We start from the raw sequence: 18189 nt of genomic DNA on the forward strand, positions 1-18189 counted from the left end.
CCCACCGAGGAGCACGTGTGCAGGCCTGGCCAGGTTCCCCCTACCCGCTCGGCGCCACCTATGACGGCGCCGGCACCAACTTCGCGCTGTTCTCCGAGATGGCGGAGCGGGTCGAGCTGTGCCTGTTCGACGCGGCGGGCGCCGAGACGCGCGTGCGGCTGCCGGAGGTCGACGGCTTCGTGTGGCACGGCTACCTGCCGGGGGTCGGCCCCGGCCAGCAGTACGGCTTCCGCGTGCACGGCCCGTACGACCCGGCCGACGGCCGGCGCTGCAACCCCGCCAAGCTGCTGCTCGACCCGTACGCCAAGGCGGTCACCGGCGCGGTCGACTGGGACGGGTCGGTGTTCGGCTACCCGTTCGGCGAGCCGGACGAGCACAACGACGCCGACTCGGCCGGGCACACCATCCGCGGCGTGGTCGTCAACCCGTTCTTCGACTGGGCCACCGACCGGCCGCCCAAGACGCCGTACAACGAGACGGTCATCTACGAGACACACGTGCGCGGGATGACCAAGCTGCACCCCGAGATCCCCGAGGAGATGCGCGGCACCTACTCGGGGCTCGCCCATCCGGTGGTCATCGACCACCTCATCGACCTCGGCATCACCGCGGTCGAGCTGATGCCGGTCCACCAGTTCCTCCACGACCACGGGCTCACCGAGCGGGGCCTGCGTAACTATTGGGGCTACAACACCATCGCCTACCTCGCGCCGCACGACGGCTACGCCGCGGCCAGCCTCACGCCGGGCAGCCAGGTGCAGGAGTTCAAGGCGATGGTGCGGGCCATGCACGAGGCCGGCATCGAGGTCATCCTCGACGTCGTCTACAACCACACCGCGGAGGGCAACCACCTCGGCCCCACGCTGTCCTTGCGCGGCATCGACAACGAGGCGTACTACCGGCTGGTCGAGGACGACCGGCGGTACTACATGGACTACACCGGCACCGGCAACTCGCTCAACGTGCGCAGCCCGCACACCTTGCAGCTCATCATGGACTCGCTGCGGTACTGGGTCACCGAGATGCGGGTCGACGGGTTCCGCTTCGACCTGGCCGCCACGCTCGCCAGGGAGTTCTACGACGTCGACCGGCTGTCCACGTTCTTCGACCTGGTGCAGCAGGACCCGGTCATCAGCCAGGTCAAGCTCATCGCCGAGCCGTGGGACGTCGGGCCCGGCGGCTACCAGGTGGGCAACTTTCCTCCACTGTGGACGGAGTGGAACGGCAAGTACCGCGACACCGTCCGCGACTTCTGGCGCGGCGAGCCGGCCACGCTCGGCGAGTTCGGCTCGCGCATCACCGGCTCGTCCGACCTCTACCAGGACGACGGCAGGCGGCCGTACGCGTCGATCAACTTCGTCACCGCGCACGACGGCTTCACCCTCGACGACCTGGTGTCCTACAACCAGAAGCACAACGAGGCCAACGGCGAGGGCAACCGCGACGGCGCCGACGACAACCGGTCGTGGAACTGCGGCACCGAGGGCCCCACCGACGACGAGAAGATCAACCATCTGCGGGCCAGGCAGCGGCGCAACATGCTGGCCACGCTGCTGCTGTCGCAAGGCGTGCCCATGCTGCTCCACGGCGACGAGCTGGGCCGCACCCAGCAGGGCAACAACAACGGCTACTGCCAGGACAGTGAGCTGTCGTGGGTCGACTGGTCGCTGGCCGAGCGCAACGGCGACCTGGTCGACTTCACCAGCGCGGTCATCGAGCTGCGGCACAACCACCCGGTGTTCCGCAGGCGCCGGTTCTTCGCCGGCCGGCCCATCCGCAAGGGTGGGGAGCTGCGCGACATCGCGTGGTTCACCCCGGCCGGCGAGGAGATGTCCGAGCAGGACTGGGAGTCCGGGTTCGGCCGCTGCATCGTGGTCTTCCTCAACGGCGACGCCATCGGCGACCTCGACCGCCGCGGCGAACGCGTCCGCGACGACTCGTTCCTGCTGTGCTTCAACGCCCACGACGACGACATCGAGATGACCGTTCCGGACGGGAGCTACGGCGCCGAATGGACGGTCATCGTCGACACCGCCAGCGGCGAGGTCTTCGCCGAGTCCGGCGGCGGCGTGGTGGTGGGCGTCGTGGCCGGCGGCAACCCCACGGCCGCCCGCACGGTGCACGCCGGCTCCACGACCACGGTGGCGTCCCGCTCGCTCCTGGTCCTGCAGCGCACCGGAGCCCCGGTGTGATGGTGCCCAGCTCCACCTACCGGATCCAGGTCCGCCCCGACTTCCCCCTCGACGCCACCGCCGACCTCGTGCCCTACCTCGACCGGCTCGGCGTCGGTGCGGTCTACACCTCGCCGCTGCTGGCCGCGGCGCCCGGATCCGCGCACGGCTACGACGTCGTCGACCCCACCAGGGCCAACCCGGAGCTCGGCGGAGAGGAGGCCCGGCTGCGGCTCGTGGCCGCGGTCCGCTCGGCCGGCCTCGGGCTGGTCGTCGACCTCGTGCCCAACCACATGTCGGTCGAGGTCCCCCTGGCCAACCCGTGGTGGTGGGACGTGCTCACCCACGGCCCGGCGTCGCGCTACGCCGGCTACTTCGACATCGACTTCGCGCGCGGCCCCATCCTGCTGCCGGTCCTCGGCGACGAGGGCGACGGGGGCAGGCTCGAGGTCCGGGAGGATCGGCTCCGCTACTACGACCACGAGTTCCCGATCGCGCCCGGCACCGGCCAGGGCAGTGCCGCCGAGGTGCACGAGCGCCAGCACTACCGGCTCGTGCACTGGAAGCGGGGCAACGCCGAGCTGACCTACCGCCGCTTCTTCGACGTCACCTCGCTCGCCGCGGTCCGGGTCGAGCGCCCGGAGGTCTTCGCCGCCACGCACGCCGAGGTGCTGCGCTGGGTCGAGTCCGGCGAGGTTCACGGCCTGCGCATCGACCATCCCGACGGCCTCGCCGACCCGGGTGGCTACCTCCGGCGGCTGCGCGAGCACACCGACTGCTGGCTCGTCGTCGAGAAGATCCTCGCGGCCGGCGAGGAGCTCCCGGCATCCTGGCCGGTGCACGGCACCACCGGCTACGACGCGCTCCGCCAGATCTGCGGGGTGTTCGTCGACCAGGCGGGCGAGGGGCCGCTCACCGGGCTCGCGGCCACGTTCGGCGGCATCGACTTCCACGCCGAGGCGGAGCGTTGCCGGCGGCTCATCACCTCGACGTCGCTGGTCGCCGAGACGCGCCGGATCGCCGCCCTGGTGCCCGGCGTGCCCGCGGAGGTCGCGCAGGAGGCCGCGCGGGAGGCCGTCGCCGAGCTGATGGTCGCGTTCCCGGTCTACCGCTCGTACCTGCCGGAAGGCTCCGCGCACTGGTCGGCGGCGGTCGCGCGGGCGCGCAGGCCCCACCTCGCGGAGGCCGTCGACACCATCGACCGCGCGGTGCGCACCGACCCGCACGGCGAGCTGGCCACCCGCATCCAGCAGACGTCGGGCATGGTCGTCGCGAAGGGCGACGAGGACACCGCGTTCTACCGCTACCCGCGCCTCACCGGACTCAACGAGGTCGGCGGCGCACCCGACCGGTTCGGTGTGTCGGTGGCCGAGTTCCACGCGGGCGCGGTGGCCCGCGAGTCCGGCCGGCCCGCCGGCATGACCGCACTGTCCACACACGACACCAAACGGTCCGAGGACGTCCGCGCCCGGCTGGCGGTGCTCGCCGAGCTGCCGGCCGAGTTCGCCGAGGCGGCCGCCCGATGGTCGGCCCGCCGCGGGCTGCCCGAGCCCACGCTCGAGCTCCTGGCCTGGCAGACGCTGGTGGGCGCGTGGCCGATCACCCCGGCGCGGCTGTCCGCATACCTGGACAAGGCGGCGAAGGAGGCCAAGGTCGCCACCTCGTGGGTCGACCACGACGAGGAGTTCGAGAAGGCCGTGCGCGACTGGCCGGAGGCGGTCCTGGGCGATGCCGGACTGGCCGCCGAGGTACAAGCGTTCGTCGAGCGAGTCCGGCTGCCCGGCTGGTCCAACGCGCTGGGCCAGAAGCTGGTCCAGCTGGCCGGACCGGGCGTGCCCGACGTCTACCAGGGCAGCGAGCTGTGGGACCTGTCCCTGGTCGACCCGGACAACCGCCGCCCGGTCGACCACCCGCTGCGCGCCGAACTGCTGACCCGCCTGGAACAGGGCTGGCTCCCCGAGGTCGATCACACCGGCGCCGTCAAGCTCCACGTGGTCCGCACGGTCCTGCGGCTGCGCCGCGCGGAACCGCGGCTGTTCACCGGCTACCGGCCGCTGCACGCCGACGGCCCGGCCGCGCGGCACGCGCTGGCCTTCATGCGCGGGTCCGACCTGGCCGCGGTGGCCACCCGCCTCCCGGTGGGCCTGGCCCGCACCGGCTGGCAGGACACCGTGCTCGCGCTCCCCGCCGGGCGCGGCACGTGGACCGACCTGCTGACCGGCCGCTCGGTGGCACCCACCGCGGCGCTCGGCGATCTGCTCGACCGCTACCCCGTCGCCTTCCTCCGCAGGGAGGCCCCATGACCCGCGACGACGAGCACTTCTCCGTCTGGGCCCCGCATCGCGAGCGGGTCCGGCTCAGGCTCGGCCCGGCCACCCGCGAGATGGCGCGCGACCACCGCGGCTGGTGGCACGCCCAGGTTCCCGGCACCGGCGACGGCACCGACTACGCGTTCCTGCTCGACGACGACGGGACGCCGCTGCCCGACCCGCGCTCGCAGTGGCAGCCGGCAGGTGTGCACGGACCGTCGCGGCGCTACTCCCACGGCACGTTCGGCTGGACCGACCAGCGCTGGACCGGCCGGCCGCTCGCGGGCGGCGTCATCTACGAGCTGCACGTCGGCACGTTCACCGAGCACGGCACGTTCAACGCGGCGCTCGAGCACCTCGACCACCTCGTCGACCTCGGCGTCGACTTCGTGGAGGTGCTGCCGGTCAACGCGTTCGACGGCACCGCGGGCTGGGGCTACGACGGCGTCGGGTGGGGCGCGGTGCACGAGCCGTACGGCGGGCCGACCGCGTTCAAGCGGTTCGTCGACGCGTGCCACGCGCGCGGGATCGGCGTGCTGCTCGACGTCGTCTACAACCACCTCGGCCCGTCCGGCGCCTACCTCGACCGGTTCGGGCCGTACTTCGCCGGCCGCACCGTCTGGGGTCCGGCGCTCAACCTCGACGGCCCCGACTCCGACGAGGTCCGCCGCTACGTCCTCGACAACGCGCTGTGCTGGCTGCAGCACTACCACCTCGACGGCCTGCGCCTCGACGCCGTGCACGCGCTGGTCGACAGGGGCGCCACGCATGTGCTGGAGGAGCTGGCCGCCGAGGTCGACGCGCTCGCCGCGGGGCTGCGCCGGCCGCTGCACCTCATCGCGGAGTCCGACCTCAACGACCCGAAGCTGGTCACCGCACGCGACGCGGGCGGCTACGGCCTGGAAGCCCAATGGTGCGACGACCTGCACCACGCGCTGCACGTCGCGCTCACCGGCGAGACCGACGGCTACTACGCCGACTTCGGCGCTCCCGGCGCGCTGCCGACCACGCTGCGCCAGGCGTTCTTCCACGCCGGCACGTGGTCGTCGTTCCGCGGCCGCACGCACGGCCGCCCGGTGGACCCGCGACGCACCTCGGGCCACCGGTTCCTCATCTACCTGCAGAACCACGACCAGATCGGCAACCGCGCCCGGGGCGACCGGATGACCGCCACCATCTCCCCCGCGCGCATGCTCTGCGGCGCGGCCATCGTCCTGTGCTCCCCGTACACCCCGATGATCTTCATGGGCGAGGAGTGGGCGGCCGGCTCGCCATGGCAGTTCTTCGCCTCCTTCACCGATCCCGACCTCGCGGCCGCGGTCCGCGACGGCCGCCGCAAGGAGTTCGCGGAGCACGGGTGGGGCGAGTCCGAGGTCCCCGACCCGATGGACGTGGGCACGGTCATCCGCTCGACCCTCCCGTGGGCCGAGCTGCACGACCCGGCCCACCGCGGCGTCTACGACACCTACCGGGCGCTCATCGCGCTGCGCCGCACGTATCCCGAGCTGGCGGATCCCCGGCTGGACCACTTCACCGTCGAGACGTCCGACGCGTGGCTGATCCTCCACCGGGGCCGCCGCCGGGTGCTGGTCAACCTGGGCACCGCGGACGCCGAGTTCCTGCTCGACCGCCGACCGGGCCCGGTGCTCCTTGCCTCCGCGCGGCCCGAGGTCACCGGCACCCATGTCCGCGTCCCGGCCGAGTCCTTCGTGGTGATGTAGATGGCCTTCATCTACAACCATCACCTTCGACGCGCGCAACCCCCGCACCCTGGCGGAGTTCTGGTCCGCCACCACCGGCTACGAGATGGTCGAGCGCACGCAGATGATCTTGTCGTCCGGTGTGACGATCACCTGGACAGCACCTCGTCGGCGATGCTCCCGACCGGCGTGCACCGGGTCCTCCCGGACAACCTCCGGCCGCCGACAGGCGAGCAGAACCGCACGTAGATGGTCTGTGTCACGCACACGATCGGCGGCTCCGACGCTGAACTGCAAGACTCGCCTTCATCGCCGGAAACCTGGCGATCGAGCAGGCGTTCGTGCGGACCCACTGTCACCTGCACTTCTTCCGGCTGTCGTACAACCAGCCGTTCGGCGAGCAGACGATCGTGGAACACCGGGCGATCGTCGAGGCGCTGGTCGCCGGCCGCCCTGACCAGGCCAGGCAGGCGATGACCCACCACCTGGAGACGGCGCGGGACCGCCTGTCTAGGTTCGACACATGAGCTGCCGACTCTCCGAACTCGTGCTGAACTGCCACGATCCCGAGGCGCTGTCCCGGTTCTGGTGCGAGGTGCTCGGCTACGTGGAGCTGGGCCGCGAGGGGGCCGACATCGAGATCGGCCCGGAGTCGGGTTTCGACAGCGCCGCGCCGACCATCGTGTTTGCGCTCGTGGCCGAGGAGAAGACGGCTCCGCTGCGGTTCCATCTGGACGTGAACCCGGTGGACCGCGACCAGGACGCCGAACTGGAGCGACTGCTGGCGCTGGGCGCCCGTCCGGCGGACGTGGGCCAAACCGGCGACGAGTCGTGGCACGTCCTGGCCGACCCGGAAGGCAACGAGTTCTGCCTGCTCCGCCGGCGCTTGCCAGAACTTTAGGAGCACCCGCGGGCCATCGTGTGGGCTGTGTTCAGCAGGGGTCCGTGGTGATCAGGTATCACTGGCGGCCGGCCGCCGCGGCGCTACCACGAGTTGACCGACCTCGGCAAGCTGGAGCTGGGCGCACTTCTCGCCTGGGCTGATCCCCACGAGCCCAGGTCTCGCCACCGGCTATACCCGAACGGCCAGCCCCTCCAGCTCCGGCACCATCTCGTCCGCCGTAGGCAGCGCGTGGATCTCTGCGGCCACCCGCCCGGCCGCCTCCCGGAACGGCGGCTCCTCCAACACCCGCAACACAGCCGAACGCACCGCGGCGGGATCCGGCGGCGGCGCCTCCGCCACCATCCCGAAGTCACCCACCCGCAGGCCCGCGCCCAACGCGGCCACCCGCGACGCGTTCTCGGGCTGGTCGGCGAACTGCGGCACCACCACCATCGGCACGCCGGCCGCCAAACCGCCCAGGACCGTGCCCATCCCGCCGTGGCACACCATCACCGACGCCGCCGCGAGCACGTCCCGCTGCGGCACCCACCGCTCCACGTGCGCCTCGGCCGGGAACCCGTCGACAGAGCCGGCGTCGCCGACCGTCACCAGCAGGCGCACCGGCAGGTCGGCCAGCGACGAGACCACCGTCCGCAGCGCCGCCGACGCGAACGGGACCACCGGCGCCACCGAGCCGAACGTCACGTACACCAGCGGCAGGTCCGCGGCGGGCCACCAGGCGGGCAGCGCGGCCGGGGCCGCCGATACAGCTCGGAACCGACGCATCTCCGGGTGGCCCGGCGCCGACGGGTCCTCATAGGACAGCGGCAGCTGGGACAGTGACGGCACGGCCGCGAACGCCGAGCCGTCGGGGTCCGGCGGCAACCCGGTCTCCGACCGCAGCCGGTCCGCGTAGGGCACGATCGCCGGGAGCAGGAGGTCGTCGAACGCGGACAGGCCCAGCATCACCTGCGCCTGCGGCACCCCACGCAGCACCGCCGCGAGGTGCGAGCTCAGCTCCCCGACCTCCCGCAGCACCAGATCCGGCCGCCAGGAGTCGATCGCGTCGAGCACACCCGGGAACATCGCGCGCGGAGCGAGGTGCGCGAAGATCTCCGCCGCCGCGGCGTGGCCCAACGTCGCCACGTTCGCGAGCCGGCGCTCGTGCGCGGCCTGGTACTCCTCCGGCGGGATGTCCTCGCACAGCCGGTACGGGTAGCCGGCACGCTCGACCGCGGCAACGAACGACCGCGGCGCCGCCACCTCCACCGTGTGACCGGCCCGCAGCAGCGCGGCACCGAGCGGCAGTATCGGTCCGAAATGACCGGACCCGGCTGTCGTGGCCATCAGCACCTTCATCGGCCGACCGTAGCCTTTTCTGCGAGCATGGGCGGGGAACAACGGCCGTACGAAGGGGCAGTGATGAACGACAAGGAGATCTCGTCCCGCATCGACGAGCTCATCGACGAGGAGCACAAGCTCGAACGCGGCAGCGAGCCGGACGCGCGTCGGCTGAAGGCCCTCGAGGTCGAGCTCGACCGCTGTTGGGACCTGCTGCGCCAGCGTCACGCCCGCCGCTCCGCGGGCGAGAACCCCAACGACGCCGAGGTCAGGCCGGCCGACGTGGTGGAGGGCTATCTGCAGTGAGCAGCGGCCGGGTGGCGCCACGCACGGTCGTCAGCACCGGCACCGCGAGCAGCGCCCCGACGATCCCCGCCAGCTCGGCCCCGATCGTCACCGCGAGGATCACCGCCACCGGGTGCAGCTTCATCGACAGCCCGCCCCACACCCCGGACACCGGCCCGGAACGGTTCCGAGCGATCCAGTCCTTGTCCTCGCCGATCATTTCTGCTGGCAAGGCGCCGGTTCCTCGTACTGGCTTGTACTCGGGCGGGCCGGCAACGCCGCCAGCTGGAAGCTGGGCCGGCGAATCGAGTGACGAACTTCCGGCGGGGGACACTTGCACGAAACGCGCCATCCCGAACGTCGAGCGCGTCGAGGCCCGCGACGTCCGAAGCGGGGGCGTGCCTCAGGTGGACAGGGTGGCGACGGCGCGCACCACCATGTCCCAGAACCGCTCGGTGTCCAGGCGGACCGCGACGTCCGCGTTCGGCGGGCGGCCGGTCCGCTCGTAGAGGTCGACGACGGTGGCGCCGCGGGTGAATGTCCCGGTGAGCTCGATGTCCAGCCGGGTGCGGGTGGTGCCGACGACATCGGGCTCGGCCAGCAGCGCCACCGCGATCGGGTCGTGCAGCGGCGGCGCAGGGAAGCCCCAGATGTCGTGGTAGGTGCCGGCGAAGAAGTCGAGCAGCTCGACGCAGACGCGGGCGAGTGGGCTGCCGATCGCGGCGATGCGCCGCTGGACGGCCTCGTCGGCGAGCGCCTGGTGGGTGACGTTGAGGCCGACCATCGTCACCGGGATCCCGCTGTGCAGCACGATGTCCGCGGCCTCGGGGTCGGCGTAGACGTTGAACTCGGCGCAGGGTGTGACGTTGCCCTGCTCGGTGCTGCCGCCCATGAACACGACCCGCTCGATCATGGCGGCGACGTCCGGGGCGGCGAGCAGCAGCGCGGCGACGTTGGTGAGCGGTCCGGTGGCGACGACGGTGACCTGCTCGGCCCGTCCGCGCAGCAGGTCACGCAGGTAGCCGACGCCGTCGGTGCTGGTGACCGGGGTGACCGGCGGGCCGAAGCCGGGACCGTCCAACCCGGACTCACCGTGCACATCAGCGGCGACAATCTGGTTGCCGCGCAACGGTTTCGCCCGCCCGGCCACGATCGGAACACCCGCGATGCCAGCGACATCGCAGATCCGCCTGGCGTTGCGGGTGGTCTTGTCGAGCGTCTGGTTGCCGGCCACGGTGCTGATCGCGAGCAGCCGCACCGCCGGGTGGGCGGCGGCGAGCACGATCGCCAGCGCGTCGTCGTGCCCGGGGTCGCAGTCGAGGATGATCGGCGTGGCCACGGGCCGAGAGTATGCCGGCCGGCGGTACGGTCGCGGGGTGAAGGTGCTGGTGTTCGGCGCGACCGGGATGGTCGGCCAGGGTGTGGTCCGCGAGTGCCTGCTGGCCGCGGACGTCGAGTCGGTCGTGGCGGTCGGTCGCAGCTCCGCGGGGGTGTCCGACCCGAAGCTCCGCGAGGTGCGGCGCCCGGACCTGTTCGACCTCGCCGGTGTCGCCGAGCTGTCCGGTGTGGACGCGTGCTTCTTCTGCCTGGGCGTGCCGTCCAGCGGGATGAGCGAGGCGGACTACACGAGGGTCACGCACGACCTGACCCTGTACGTCGCCTCGGTGCTCGACCCGTCGGCGGTGTTCGTGTACGTGTCGGGCCAGGGCGCGGACCGCACCGAGAAGGGCCGGGTCATGTGGGCGCGGGTGCGCGGCCGGACGGAGAACGCGCTGCTCGACGGCCCGCTCGACGCGTACATCCTGCGGCCGGGCTACATCCAGCCACGGCACGGCGCGCGGTCGAAGGTGGCGCTGTATCGGACGATGTACCGGGTGACGTCGGTGCTGTACCCGCTGCTGCGCCTGGTGCTCCGCGACCACATCACGACGACGGAGACGGTGGGCAGGGCGATGCTCGCGCTGGCCCGAGGCGGCGGCGCCGACACGAGAGTCCTGAACAGCCCGGAGATGAACGCCCTGGCCCGCTGACGGCCGCCCGGCGTTCAGTCGTTGACCGAAGGCAGGATCGCACGGGCCGCGTCGTGGCGGAGGCCGGTGGCCTGGAGGAGGTCGACCGCGACCGAGCGGAGCTGCGCGGCGACGACCTGGGCGGAGAAGCCGCTGTGCGCGAGGCTGTCGGTGTCGACGGTGGCCGCGGCGTCGCGAAGGGCCTCGCGGGTGGCGGTGGTGTCCTCGCCCAGCTCGGCGGCGAGCAGCTTGGTGGCGGCGGCGAGCTTGCGCAGCCCTTCCGGCAGGGCGGGCGGGACCGGCTCGTCGTCGGAGAGTGCGGACCGGGTGCGGCGGAGCAGAACGCGGCAGTTGCGCAGCGCGTGGTCGAGCGGCTCGGCCGCGTCCAGATAGGACCGCAGCAGGTGGCGTTGGCGGCGGTGCAGGGGTGAGATCGCGAGGATCTCGCGGGCGGTGCGCAGGGCGTTGCGGTAGTCGTCGATGGGTTGCTGGGTGCGGATGCGGCGCAGCGCGCGGGCGGCGAGGTCGCGGTCGTGGCCGTCGAGCGCGTCGGCGGCGGCGGTGAGGGCGGTGGTGAGCTCGGCGATCATCTGGCGGGCGTGCTTGCGGGCGATCTCGGGTGGGTTGCCGGGGAGCACGGCGATCGCGGCGAGCCCGAGGACGCCGCCGATGAGCGCGTCGAGCATGCGGTCGATGCCGTCGGTGCCGCCGGGCGGGAGCAACGTCGCGACGAGGACGGCCGACGAGCCGGCCTGCAACGTGACGAGCGGCCCGCCGTCGAGGAGGACGGCGGTGGTCATGGCGAGCGCGAGCACGAGCGCGATCTGCCAGGGCCCGGTGCCGATGCTGCTGACGAGCAGATCCCCGACCCCGATGCCGAGGCTCACCCCGACGACGAGCTCGACGACCCGCCGCAGCCGCTGCTGCCCGAGCCCGACGCCGATGCAGATGACGACCGCGATCGGCGCGAAGAACGGCCGGGCGTGCTGAAACACCTGGGTGGCGACGAGCCAGGCGAGGGCCGCGGCGACCGCGCACTGGAGGATGGGTAGCGCCATCCGCCGCAACAGGAGGACCCGCTGCCGCGCCACTGCCCGAACCCGCGCCCGAACCCGCGCCCGACTGACTCGCACGGGAAGCCAGGCTAATGAACGAACGGCTCGCCGCGCAGTCCGAGAGGCCGCCGACCCGCCGCCGACCTTGGCCCCCGGCCCCCGGTATCCATTTTAGTGGCGGACACCGACAACCCCGGGCGATGTGGGTTTTGACTGTGGACGGTCCCGCGCCAGGACCGGGCTGTCCACAGCCTCGGTCGGCGTGGCCCGACACTGTCGGTGCCCGTCGGTACGCTGGATGTCGGGGGGCCGGAGGCCAGGCCCGGTCAGGCCGGGCCTACCGCCACCAAGGCTCGATGGTGGTGGGACTGCTCGATCTCCTCCACCACCGCGGCGGCCAGATCGGCATACGAGAACGGTGCGGCCGGCAGCGCATGGGTGTCGCCGAAGCGGTAGCGGCCCATGCCCGGGGCGTCCGGGTCCAGGGTCGTGGGCGGCGGGGCCAGGACCACCCAGTCGAGAGCCGACGCCTTCAGCAGCTCGAGCTCCGCCACATGGCCCAGGGTGAACTCCCTCGCCCCGGCCGGGAAGTCCGGGGCCTCGTACAGCGGGGTGCCGGACGCGTCGGCCAGCACGGTGCCGATGCCGATCGCGATCAGGCGAGGGGTGGCCAGGCCGGCGATCAGCGTGCGCGTCGCGGCGGTGTAGAAGCCTGTTGACGACATGTCCAGGCGCGCGGCGGCGTTGACGGCCACGTCGTGCCCGGCGGACAAGGTCGCCACGTCGTCGGGGTCGGTCACGTCTCCTCGCTCGGTAGTCAGGGCCGGATGGCGCCCCGGGTCGCGGACCACGGCGGTCACCTCGTGGCCGCGCGCCAGTGCATGGGTCACGATGCGGCGACCCGCCCGGCCGCCCGCGCCGAAGACGACGATCTTGCTCATGGAAAGCCTCCTCCGTCGGCTGATGATCGGCACGGTAGGAGGCCCGACCCCGGTTTCCGCAACGATAGTGTGCGTAACCTGGGAAGCATGGCCGAGCCGCTGGACCCCGACATGTTCACCGACTGCCTCACCGAGCCGCTGCCGATGCGTGTCGGTGTCAAGTGGACGGCCAAGATCATCACCTGCCTCCGGGACGGGCCGCGGCGGTTCTCCGAGCTGACCGTCCCGCTGCGGGGCATCACGCCCAAGGTGCTCACCGAGTCGCTGCGGGCGCTCGAACGCGACGGCATGCTCACCCGCACCGCCCACGACGAGATCCCGCCCCGCGTCACCTACGAGCTCACCCCGCTCGGCCACACCCTGTTCGAGCCCATGGCCGCACAGTGCGCCTGGACCCGACAACACCTCGCCGAGCTGCGCCGCGCGCGCGAGTCCTTCGCCGCTCGCTAATCAGCGGGCCCCCGGACCCGGACTTAGACTCGGTTCCTAGGCAGTCGCCCGGACGATAAGCCGCGTGCCGTTGGCCGCGCGGCTGGTCTGCGAGGAACCATGCGCCACGAGCAGGACCCGGACAGAACCCGGCTCGATCCCTACCCGGCCGCTGATCCGCCGACGGTGCGGCAACCCGCGGCATCCCACACCCCGGAGCCGCCGCCGGCGTCCACTCCGCGCACCACCGGACCGTACGAGGACGAGGTCGTCGAGGAAGGCGTCACGAACCCGGACTACCGGCGGATTCGCACGGTCAACATCGTCTGCACGGTCATCAACGTGATCACCGTGGCGTTCGCCGCCGTGCTCGGCGTGCACATCGTGCTGGTGCTGGGCGAGGCGAACATGGCCAACGGCTTCGCATCCTTTGTGGACAGCTGGGCGTCCGGTGTCCGGCTGGGCCTCAACGGTCTGTTCACCCCGGACAACGCCAAGCTGGCCACGCTGTTCAACGAGGGCCTCGCCGCCATCCTGTGGCTCGTGATCGGCGGCGTGCTCACCTACCTGATCCGCCGGTTCGCCCTGCCCGGCCCGCGCCGGCTGCGGCGTTACCGCCGCGTCGTCCGCTGACCCAACGCCTTCGCCCACGACCGTGAGGGCGGCCAGCAGGTTCTCCACAGGCCGCCTCACGGTCCTTGGCGCGCAGCACGGGCGACGGGTGCATCGTGGTCACGACCCGCCTGACCGATCCGGCATCGACACGACCGTGCCGCGCTCCTCGGACACTCGGAAGTCCTGGTCCAGCAACGACTTCGCCGCGGTCGCGCCCAGGCACCGGGGAAAGCGACACGCACGGGCCCACGGCGGGACGACAACCTCGCGCACGAGCTCGACGGCATGCTCCGCGCCAACCGCCCGAACCGCGCCGAGGAGTGGCGTGAGTCCGAGATGCCGGCGGACGACGAGCCGGCTCCCTGGGAGGAGCCTCGTCAGGATTGACCGGTCACCCAACGGGTATGCCCGTGCCACGGCCGCGGCACGCCCGGGAGCGCTCGTGGTCGAGATCCCGCGAGTTGAGACAACCAGCTGGCGGGGTCGCCGGCGGTCGGGCCCCGGTCCGACCGCCGAGGAGCCCGGGAAACCCGCGAGCCCGACACCCGCGGCGCCAACGTTGGACTCGCGGGTTCCGAACGTTGGACTCGCGGGTTCTGGGTGTTGGACTCGCGGGTTCTTGGGCTAGTGGGCGATCAGGGTGAGGCCCAGCGCGACCGCGCCGGGAAGTGCCTGCACGAGGAGGATCCGCGGGTTCGCGGTGGCCGCGCCGTAGACACCGGCGACCACCACGCAGGCGGTGAAGAACACCGTGACCGGGAAGCCCACGGTGCCGTCCGCGCCGCCGGCGACCAGGCCGAACACCAGGCCTGCGGCGAGGAACCCGTTGTACAGCCCCTGGTTGGCCGCGAGCGCGGCGCTGGACTCGGCGACCTCGGCGGTGGTGCCGAAGATCGCCCGAACACGCGGCGTCCGCCACAGGAACATCTCCAGCACCAGGATGTACACGTGCAGCAACGCGACCAGACCCACCACGACCGCGGCGGCAATGTCCATACCGGCGTCCAACGCCAACCTCCCTACTCGGCGGCGAGCGGTTGCTCGCCGTCCTGCTGCTCCGACTCCCGCTCCGGCACCTCGAGCGACCGCGGCACGGTGACCAGACCGTACACGCCGAGCAGCCGCGCAGTGACCGACCGTTCGTCGACCGGTAGCCGAAGGACAGCACGAAGCCGAGGCGCGATCGTCCACTTGAGACAAATCGGTCAGCCGACGATCCGGCGCAGCGCGGCGACGTGCCCCTTGTACGCGCGCCGGCCCCGGTCGGTGAGGCCGAGCCTGACCCGCTGCCGGGTGTCGCGCACGGCGCGGCGCTGGACGACGTAGCCGGCGTCGGCGAGCACCGCGATGTGCTTGCTGAGCGCGGACTTGCTGATGTCGAGGACGGTGAGCATCGTGCCGAACTCGATCTCCCGCACGGGGTCGAGCGCCGCGCAGATCCGCAGCCGAACCGGGGCGTGGATCACCGCATCGAACCCGTCGTCGTCGGCCGCCCCGGCCGGCCCCGCGGCCGACGCGGCCGACCGTTCGGTGTCGGGCCGTGGGCTCACCTGCGCCCGGCCCGAGCGCTCAGCGTGAGCCCGGTGCCGGCGAACAGCACGAACCCCAGCATCGCGGCCACGATCGGCAACCACCACGCAAACCGCGACGCGAAGGTGCCCGCGAGCATCACGACGACCGCTGGCCCGTACAGCAGAAGCAGGTCCCGCAACCGCATCGCGCTGCGCGTCCAGGACTCGCACACGCCACGAGCCCGACTCGCGGCAACGGCGAGCATGGCCAGCACCACGACGGCGGCGGCGCAGACCGCGAGACCCAGCCAGTCCGGCAGCAGCGTCGCCAACGGTGCCACGGCCAGGACTGCCGCGGTGACGAGCCAGTACCACCTCGGGTACCCGGTCCACGCCACGCGCGCCCGGCTCCGCCCGACCGACGCCAACGCCGCCGACGCCTCGGCCGCGCTGATCCCACCCTCGGTTTCCATACTGGAAACTTTAGAGTTTCCGGCTTGGAAACACAAGCGCGGTCAGTCCGGTAGCAGCGGGACCGAGATGCCCGGATCCTTGCCCAGCAACGCGGCTCTCGTGACGGCCGCGGTGCCGTAGCGGTCGCGGACATGGTCCAGGGCGGCGTCCAACGAACCGGCAGGGTAGCGCTCGAACGGCAGGGCCAGCTGGATCGCGTCCTCGTTGTCCAGGTTGGCCAGGGCGATGCCGACCAGGGTGATCCCCCTTTCGTCGATGAGTGGCATGGCGTCTCGCAGCAGGCGGCGGGCTACGTCGAGCAGCAGCTGCGTGTCGTCGGTGGAGTGGATGAGGCTGTGCGAGCGGGTGACCCGCACGAAGTCGGCGAACCGCAGGCGCAGCACGACCGTGCGGCAGACCCGCTTGGCCGCGCGCAGCCGCCGGGACACCCGGTCGACCAGCGAGGCGAGCGTGGCCTCCAGGTCGGCCCGGGTGCGCGGCGCGCGGCCGAGCGCGCGCTGCGACCCGATGGACCGGCGCCGCACACCGACCCGCACCGGGCGCGGGTCATAGTTGTGCGCCAGCGCATGCAGGTGTCGCCCACTGGCCTTGCCGAGCATGCCCACCAGCGACGACTGCGCGAGCCCCGCCACCTGCCCGACCGTGTACACACCACGCTCGTGCAGCTTGTCGGCGGTGACCCGGCCGACACCCCACAGCCGTTCGACCGGCAGCGGGTGCAGGAACTCGAGCTCACCGTCCGGAGGCACCACGAGCAGACCGTCGGGCTTGGCCACCCCGCTGGCCACCTTGGCCAGGAACTTGGTGCGGGCGATGCCGACGGTGATGGGCAGGCCGACCTGCTCGAGCACCTCCCTGCGTAATCGCCCGGCGATCTCGACCGGTGTGCCGGAAATCTTGCGCAGCCCGCCGACCTCGAGGAACGCCTCGTCGATCGACAACCCCTCGACCAGCGGCGTGGTGTTGCGGAAGACCTCGAAAACCGCCTTGCTGGCGGCGCTGTAGGCCGACATCCTCGGCGGCACCACGATGGCGTGGGGGCACAGGCGTAACGCGCGATGACCACCCATCGCGGTGCGGACGCCGAGGCGCTTGGCCTCATAGCTGCATGCCAGCACCACGCCGCCGCCCACGATGACCGGCCGGCCGCGCAGGCTGGGGTCGTCGCGTTGCTCGACGGAGGCGTAGAACGCGTCCAGGTCGGCATGCAGGATGGTTGCCGCAGTCACGAACATATGTTCGCATCAACCACCGACAGAAAGGTAGGTCCGCATGTCAGCGGAGGTTTTCCCGTTCCGGATCGACATCCCTGACGCGGAGCTCGACGACCTGCGCGACCGGCTCGCGCGCACCCGCTGGCCCGAGCGGGAGCCGGTCGCCGACTGGTCCCAGGGAGTGCCGCTGACCTATCTCCGCGAGCTGTGCGACCACTGGGAGAAGCGCTACGACTGGCGGGCGACCGAGGCGCGGCTGGGCGCGCTCCCCCAGTTCCGCACCGAGATCGACGGGCTCGGCATCCACTTCCTGCACGTCCGCTCCCCGCACGAGGACGCGCTGCCGCTGGTGCTCACCCACGGCTGGCCGGGCTCGGTCATCGAGTTCGAGAAGGTCATCGGCCCGCTGACCAGACCCGACGACCCCGCGGACGCGTTCCACGTAGTGTGCCCGTCGCTGCCCGGGTACGGCTTCTCCGACAAGCCGGCCGAGCCGGGATGGACTGTGCAGCGGATCGCGGCCGCCTGGCGGGAGCTGATGGCGCGGCTGGGCTACGAGCGCTACGGCGCGCAGGGCGGCGACTGGGGCACGAGCATCACCACGAGCCTCGCCCAGCAGGACGCCGAGCACCTGGTCGGCATCCACCTCAACCCGCCGATCGCCGCCCCGGACCCGGACACGTTCGGCGACCTGACGGACACCGAACGGGCGGCGCTGGACGACCTGAGGCGCTCGGCCGAGTACGAGTCCGGCTACTCGGCGCAGATGTCGACCAAGCCGCAGACCGTCGGCTACGCGCTGACCGACTCACCGGCAGGCCTCGCCGCGTGGATCGTGGAGAAGTTCGCGTCGTGGACCGACTCCGACGGCCACCCGGAGAACGTGCTGACGCGCGACGAGATGCTCGACGACATCACGCTGTACTGGCTGACCCGCACCGCGGCGTCCTCGGCGCGGCTGTACTGGGAGAGCATCCGCCAGGTGACCGAGTGGTTCACCACGTCCACCGACGACACCGTGCCGGTGCCGACCGGCTGCTCGATCTTCCCGAAGGAGGTGCCCAGGCCGTCGCGGCGCTGGGCGGCCAAGCGGTACCCGGACATCCGGCACTGGGGGAGCTGGACCGGGGTGGGCACTTCGCGGCGCTCGAGCAGCCGGAGCTGTTCGTCGGGGAGGTGCGGACGTTCCTCCGGCTGGTGCGATGATCGTGTTGTCCGGACGCGCAGCGGATGTGCCCTGCCGTGCAACGGA

Annotated in this window: 19 protein-coding genes and 2 pseudogenes; 12 read left to right on the plus strand and 9 right to left on the minus strand. The window is 71.9% G+C overall.

The features are described from left to right. Positions 1-17: 17 nt before the first annotated feature. The 6 genes and pseudogenes from glgX to GEV28_RS05500 all read left to right on the plus strand — a co-directional run bounded on the left by glgX (position 18) and on the right by GEV28_RS05500 (position 7081). Complete coding sequence (gene glgX, locus GEV28_RS05480) at positions 18-2192, plus strand: glycogen debranching protein GlgX (RefSeq protein WP_291409236.1); 2175 nt, start codon at positions 18-20, stop codon at positions 2190-2192. After that, positions 2192-4474: a malto-oligosyltrehalose synthase gene (gene treY, locus GEV28_RS05485; RefSeq protein WP_291409341.1), complete on the plus strand. Its 2283-nt coding sequence runs from the start codon at positions 2192-2194 to the stop codon at positions 4472-4474. Before glgX ends, treY begins: the two co-directional genes overlap by 1 nt. Beyond that, entirely contained in the window at positions 4471-6201 is a 1731-nt protein-coding gene (gene treZ / locus GEV28_RS05490) for a malto-oligosyltrehalose trehalohydrolase (RefSeq protein ID WP_291409238.1), read from the plus strand. Before treY ends, treZ begins: the two co-directional genes overlap by 4 nt. A gap of 19 nt (positions 6202-6220) precedes the next feature. Next, positions 6221-6328: pseudogene (locus GEV28_RS42160) on the plus strand (VOC family protein); the annotation flags it as partial. Between the two features lie 160 nt (positions 6329-6488). Beyond that, complete coding sequence (locus tag GEV28_RS05495; protein ID WP_291409343.1) at positions 6489-6707, plus strand: FCD domain-containing protein; 219 nt, start codon at positions 6489-6491, stop codon at positions 6705-6707. Beyond that, a complete protein-coding gene (locus GEV28_RS05500) occupies positions 6704-7081 on the plus strand; it encodes a VOC family protein (RefSeq protein ID WP_291409240.1) in 378 nt (125 codons plus the stop codon). Before GEV28_RS05495 ends, GEV28_RS05500 begins: the two co-directional genes overlap by 4 nt. 171 nt (positions 7082-7252) lie before the next feature. On the opposite strand, the gene GEV28_RS05505 is transcribed toward GEV28_RS05500, so the two are convergent. After that, positions 7253-8422: a glycosyltransferase gene (locus GEV28_RS05505; RefSeq protein ID WP_291409242.1), complete on the minus strand. Its 1170-nt coding sequence runs from the start codon at positions 8420-8422 to the stop codon at positions 7253-7255. A 63-nt stretch (positions 8423-8485) separates the two neighbouring features. Here GEV28_RS05505 and GEV28_RS05510 point away from each other — a divergent pair, with 63 nt between their 5' ends. Beyond that, positions 8486-8710 carry a DUF2630 family protein gene (locus tag GEV28_RS05510; protein WP_291409244.1) on the plus strand — a complete coding sequence of 75 codons (225 nt, stop codon included), beginning with the start codon at positions 8486-8488 and terminating at the stop codon, positions 8708-8710. On the opposite strand, the gene GEV28_RS05515 is transcribed toward GEV28_RS05510, so the two are convergent. Further along, complete coding sequence (locus tag GEV28_RS05515) at positions 8673-8921, minus strand: hypothetical protein (protein WP_291409246.1); 249 nt, start codon at positions 8919-8921, stop codon at positions 8673-8675. The two genes, GEV28_RS05510 and GEV28_RS05515, sit on opposite strands and share 38 nt — an antisense overlap. Positions 8922-9092: 171 nt before the next feature. Next, entirely contained in the window at positions 9093-10028 is a 936-nt protein-coding gene (locus tag GEV28_RS05520; protein ID WP_291409248.1) for a nucleoside hydrolase, read from the minus strand. Between GEV28_RS05520 and GEV28_RS05525 the strand changes: the two genes are divergently transcribed. After that, on the plus strand, positions 10021-10719 hold the full coding sequence (locus GEV28_RS05525; RefSeq protein WP_291409250.1) for an NAD-dependent epimerase/dehydratase family protein: 699 nt from the start codon (positions 10021-10023) through the stop codon (positions 10717-10719). The two genes, GEV28_RS05520 and GEV28_RS05525, sit on opposite strands and share 8 nt — an antisense overlap. A 14-nt stretch (positions 10720-10733) precedes the next feature. Here GEV28_RS05525 and GEV28_RS05530 read toward each other — a convergent pair whose 3' ends face one another. Further along, complete coding sequence (locus tag GEV28_RS05530) at positions 10734-11831, minus strand: FUSC family protein (protein ID WP_291409252.1); 1098 nt, start codon at positions 11829-11831, stop codon at positions 10734-10736. 248 nt (positions 11832-12079) lie between these two features. After that, entirely contained in the window at positions 12080-12694 is a 615-nt protein-coding gene (locus GEV28_RS05535; RefSeq protein WP_291409254.1) for an NAD(P)-dependent oxidoreductase, read from the minus strand. Positions 12695-12781: 87 nt separating this feature from the next. Here GEV28_RS05535 and GEV28_RS05540 point away from each other — a divergent pair, with 87 nt between their 5' ends. The 3 genes from GEV28_RS05540 to GEV28_RS05550 all read left to right on the plus strand — a co-directional run bounded on the left by GEV28_RS05540 (position 12782) and on the right by GEV28_RS05550 (position 14125). After that, entirely contained in the window at positions 12782-13144 is a 363-nt protein-coding gene (locus tag GEV28_RS05540; protein WP_291409256.1) for a helix-turn-helix domain-containing protein, read from the plus strand. 99 nt (positions 13145-13243) lie between these two features. Beyond that, on the plus strand, positions 13244-13756 hold the full coding sequence (locus GEV28_RS05545) for a hypothetical protein (protein ID WP_291409258.1): 513 nt from the start codon (positions 13244-13246) through the stop codon (positions 13754-13756). A gap of 165 nt (positions 13757-13921) precedes the next feature. Further along, positions 13922-14125, plus strand: coding sequence for a hypothetical protein (locus GEV28_RS05550; protein WP_291409345.1), 204 nt, complete (start codon positions 13922-13924; stop codon positions 14123-14125). A 237-nt stretch (positions 14126-14362) separates the two neighbouring features. On the opposite strand, the gene GEV28_RS05555 is transcribed toward GEV28_RS05550, so the two are convergent. The 4 genes from GEV28_RS05555 to dinB form a co-directional block, all read right to left on the minus strand. Beyond that, positions 14363-14734, minus strand: a complete 372-nt coding sequence (locus GEV28_RS05555; protein ID WP_291409260.1) for a DUF1304 domain-containing protein — start codon at positions 14732-14734, stop codon at positions 14363-14365. Positions 14735-14943: 209 nt separating this feature from the next. Further along, the gene (locus GEV28_RS05560) at positions 14944-15288 is read right to left on the minus strand and encodes a transcriptional regulator (protein ID WP_291409262.1); all 345 of its coding nucleotides are present in this window, start codon (positions 15286-15288) and stop codon (positions 14944-14946) included. Next, on the minus strand, positions 15285-15722 hold the full coding sequence (locus tag GEV28_RS05565) for a hypothetical protein (protein ID WP_291409264.1): 438 nt from the start codon (positions 15720-15722) through the stop codon (positions 15285-15287). Before GEV28_RS05565 ends, GEV28_RS05560 begins: the two co-directional genes overlap by 4 nt. 42 nt (positions 15723-15764) lie before the next feature. Continuing rightward, positions 15765-16958: a DNA polymerase IV gene (dinB, locus tag GEV28_RS05570; protein ID WP_291409266.1), complete on the minus strand. Its 1194-nt coding sequence runs from the start codon at positions 16956-16958 to the stop codon at positions 15765-15767. A 37-nt stretch (positions 16959-16995) separates the two neighbouring features. Between dinB and GEV28_RS05575 the strand changes: the two are divergent. Continuing rightward, a pseudogene (locus GEV28_RS05575) lies at positions 16996-18143 on the plus strand (epoxide hydrolase family protein). Positions 18144-18189: the final 46 nt, after the last annotated feature.

This window comes from Actinophytocola sp., assembly GCF_009379765.1.
Classification (GTDB): Bacteria; Actinomycetota; Actinomycetes; order Mycobacteriales; family Pseudonocardiaceae; genus Actinophytocola.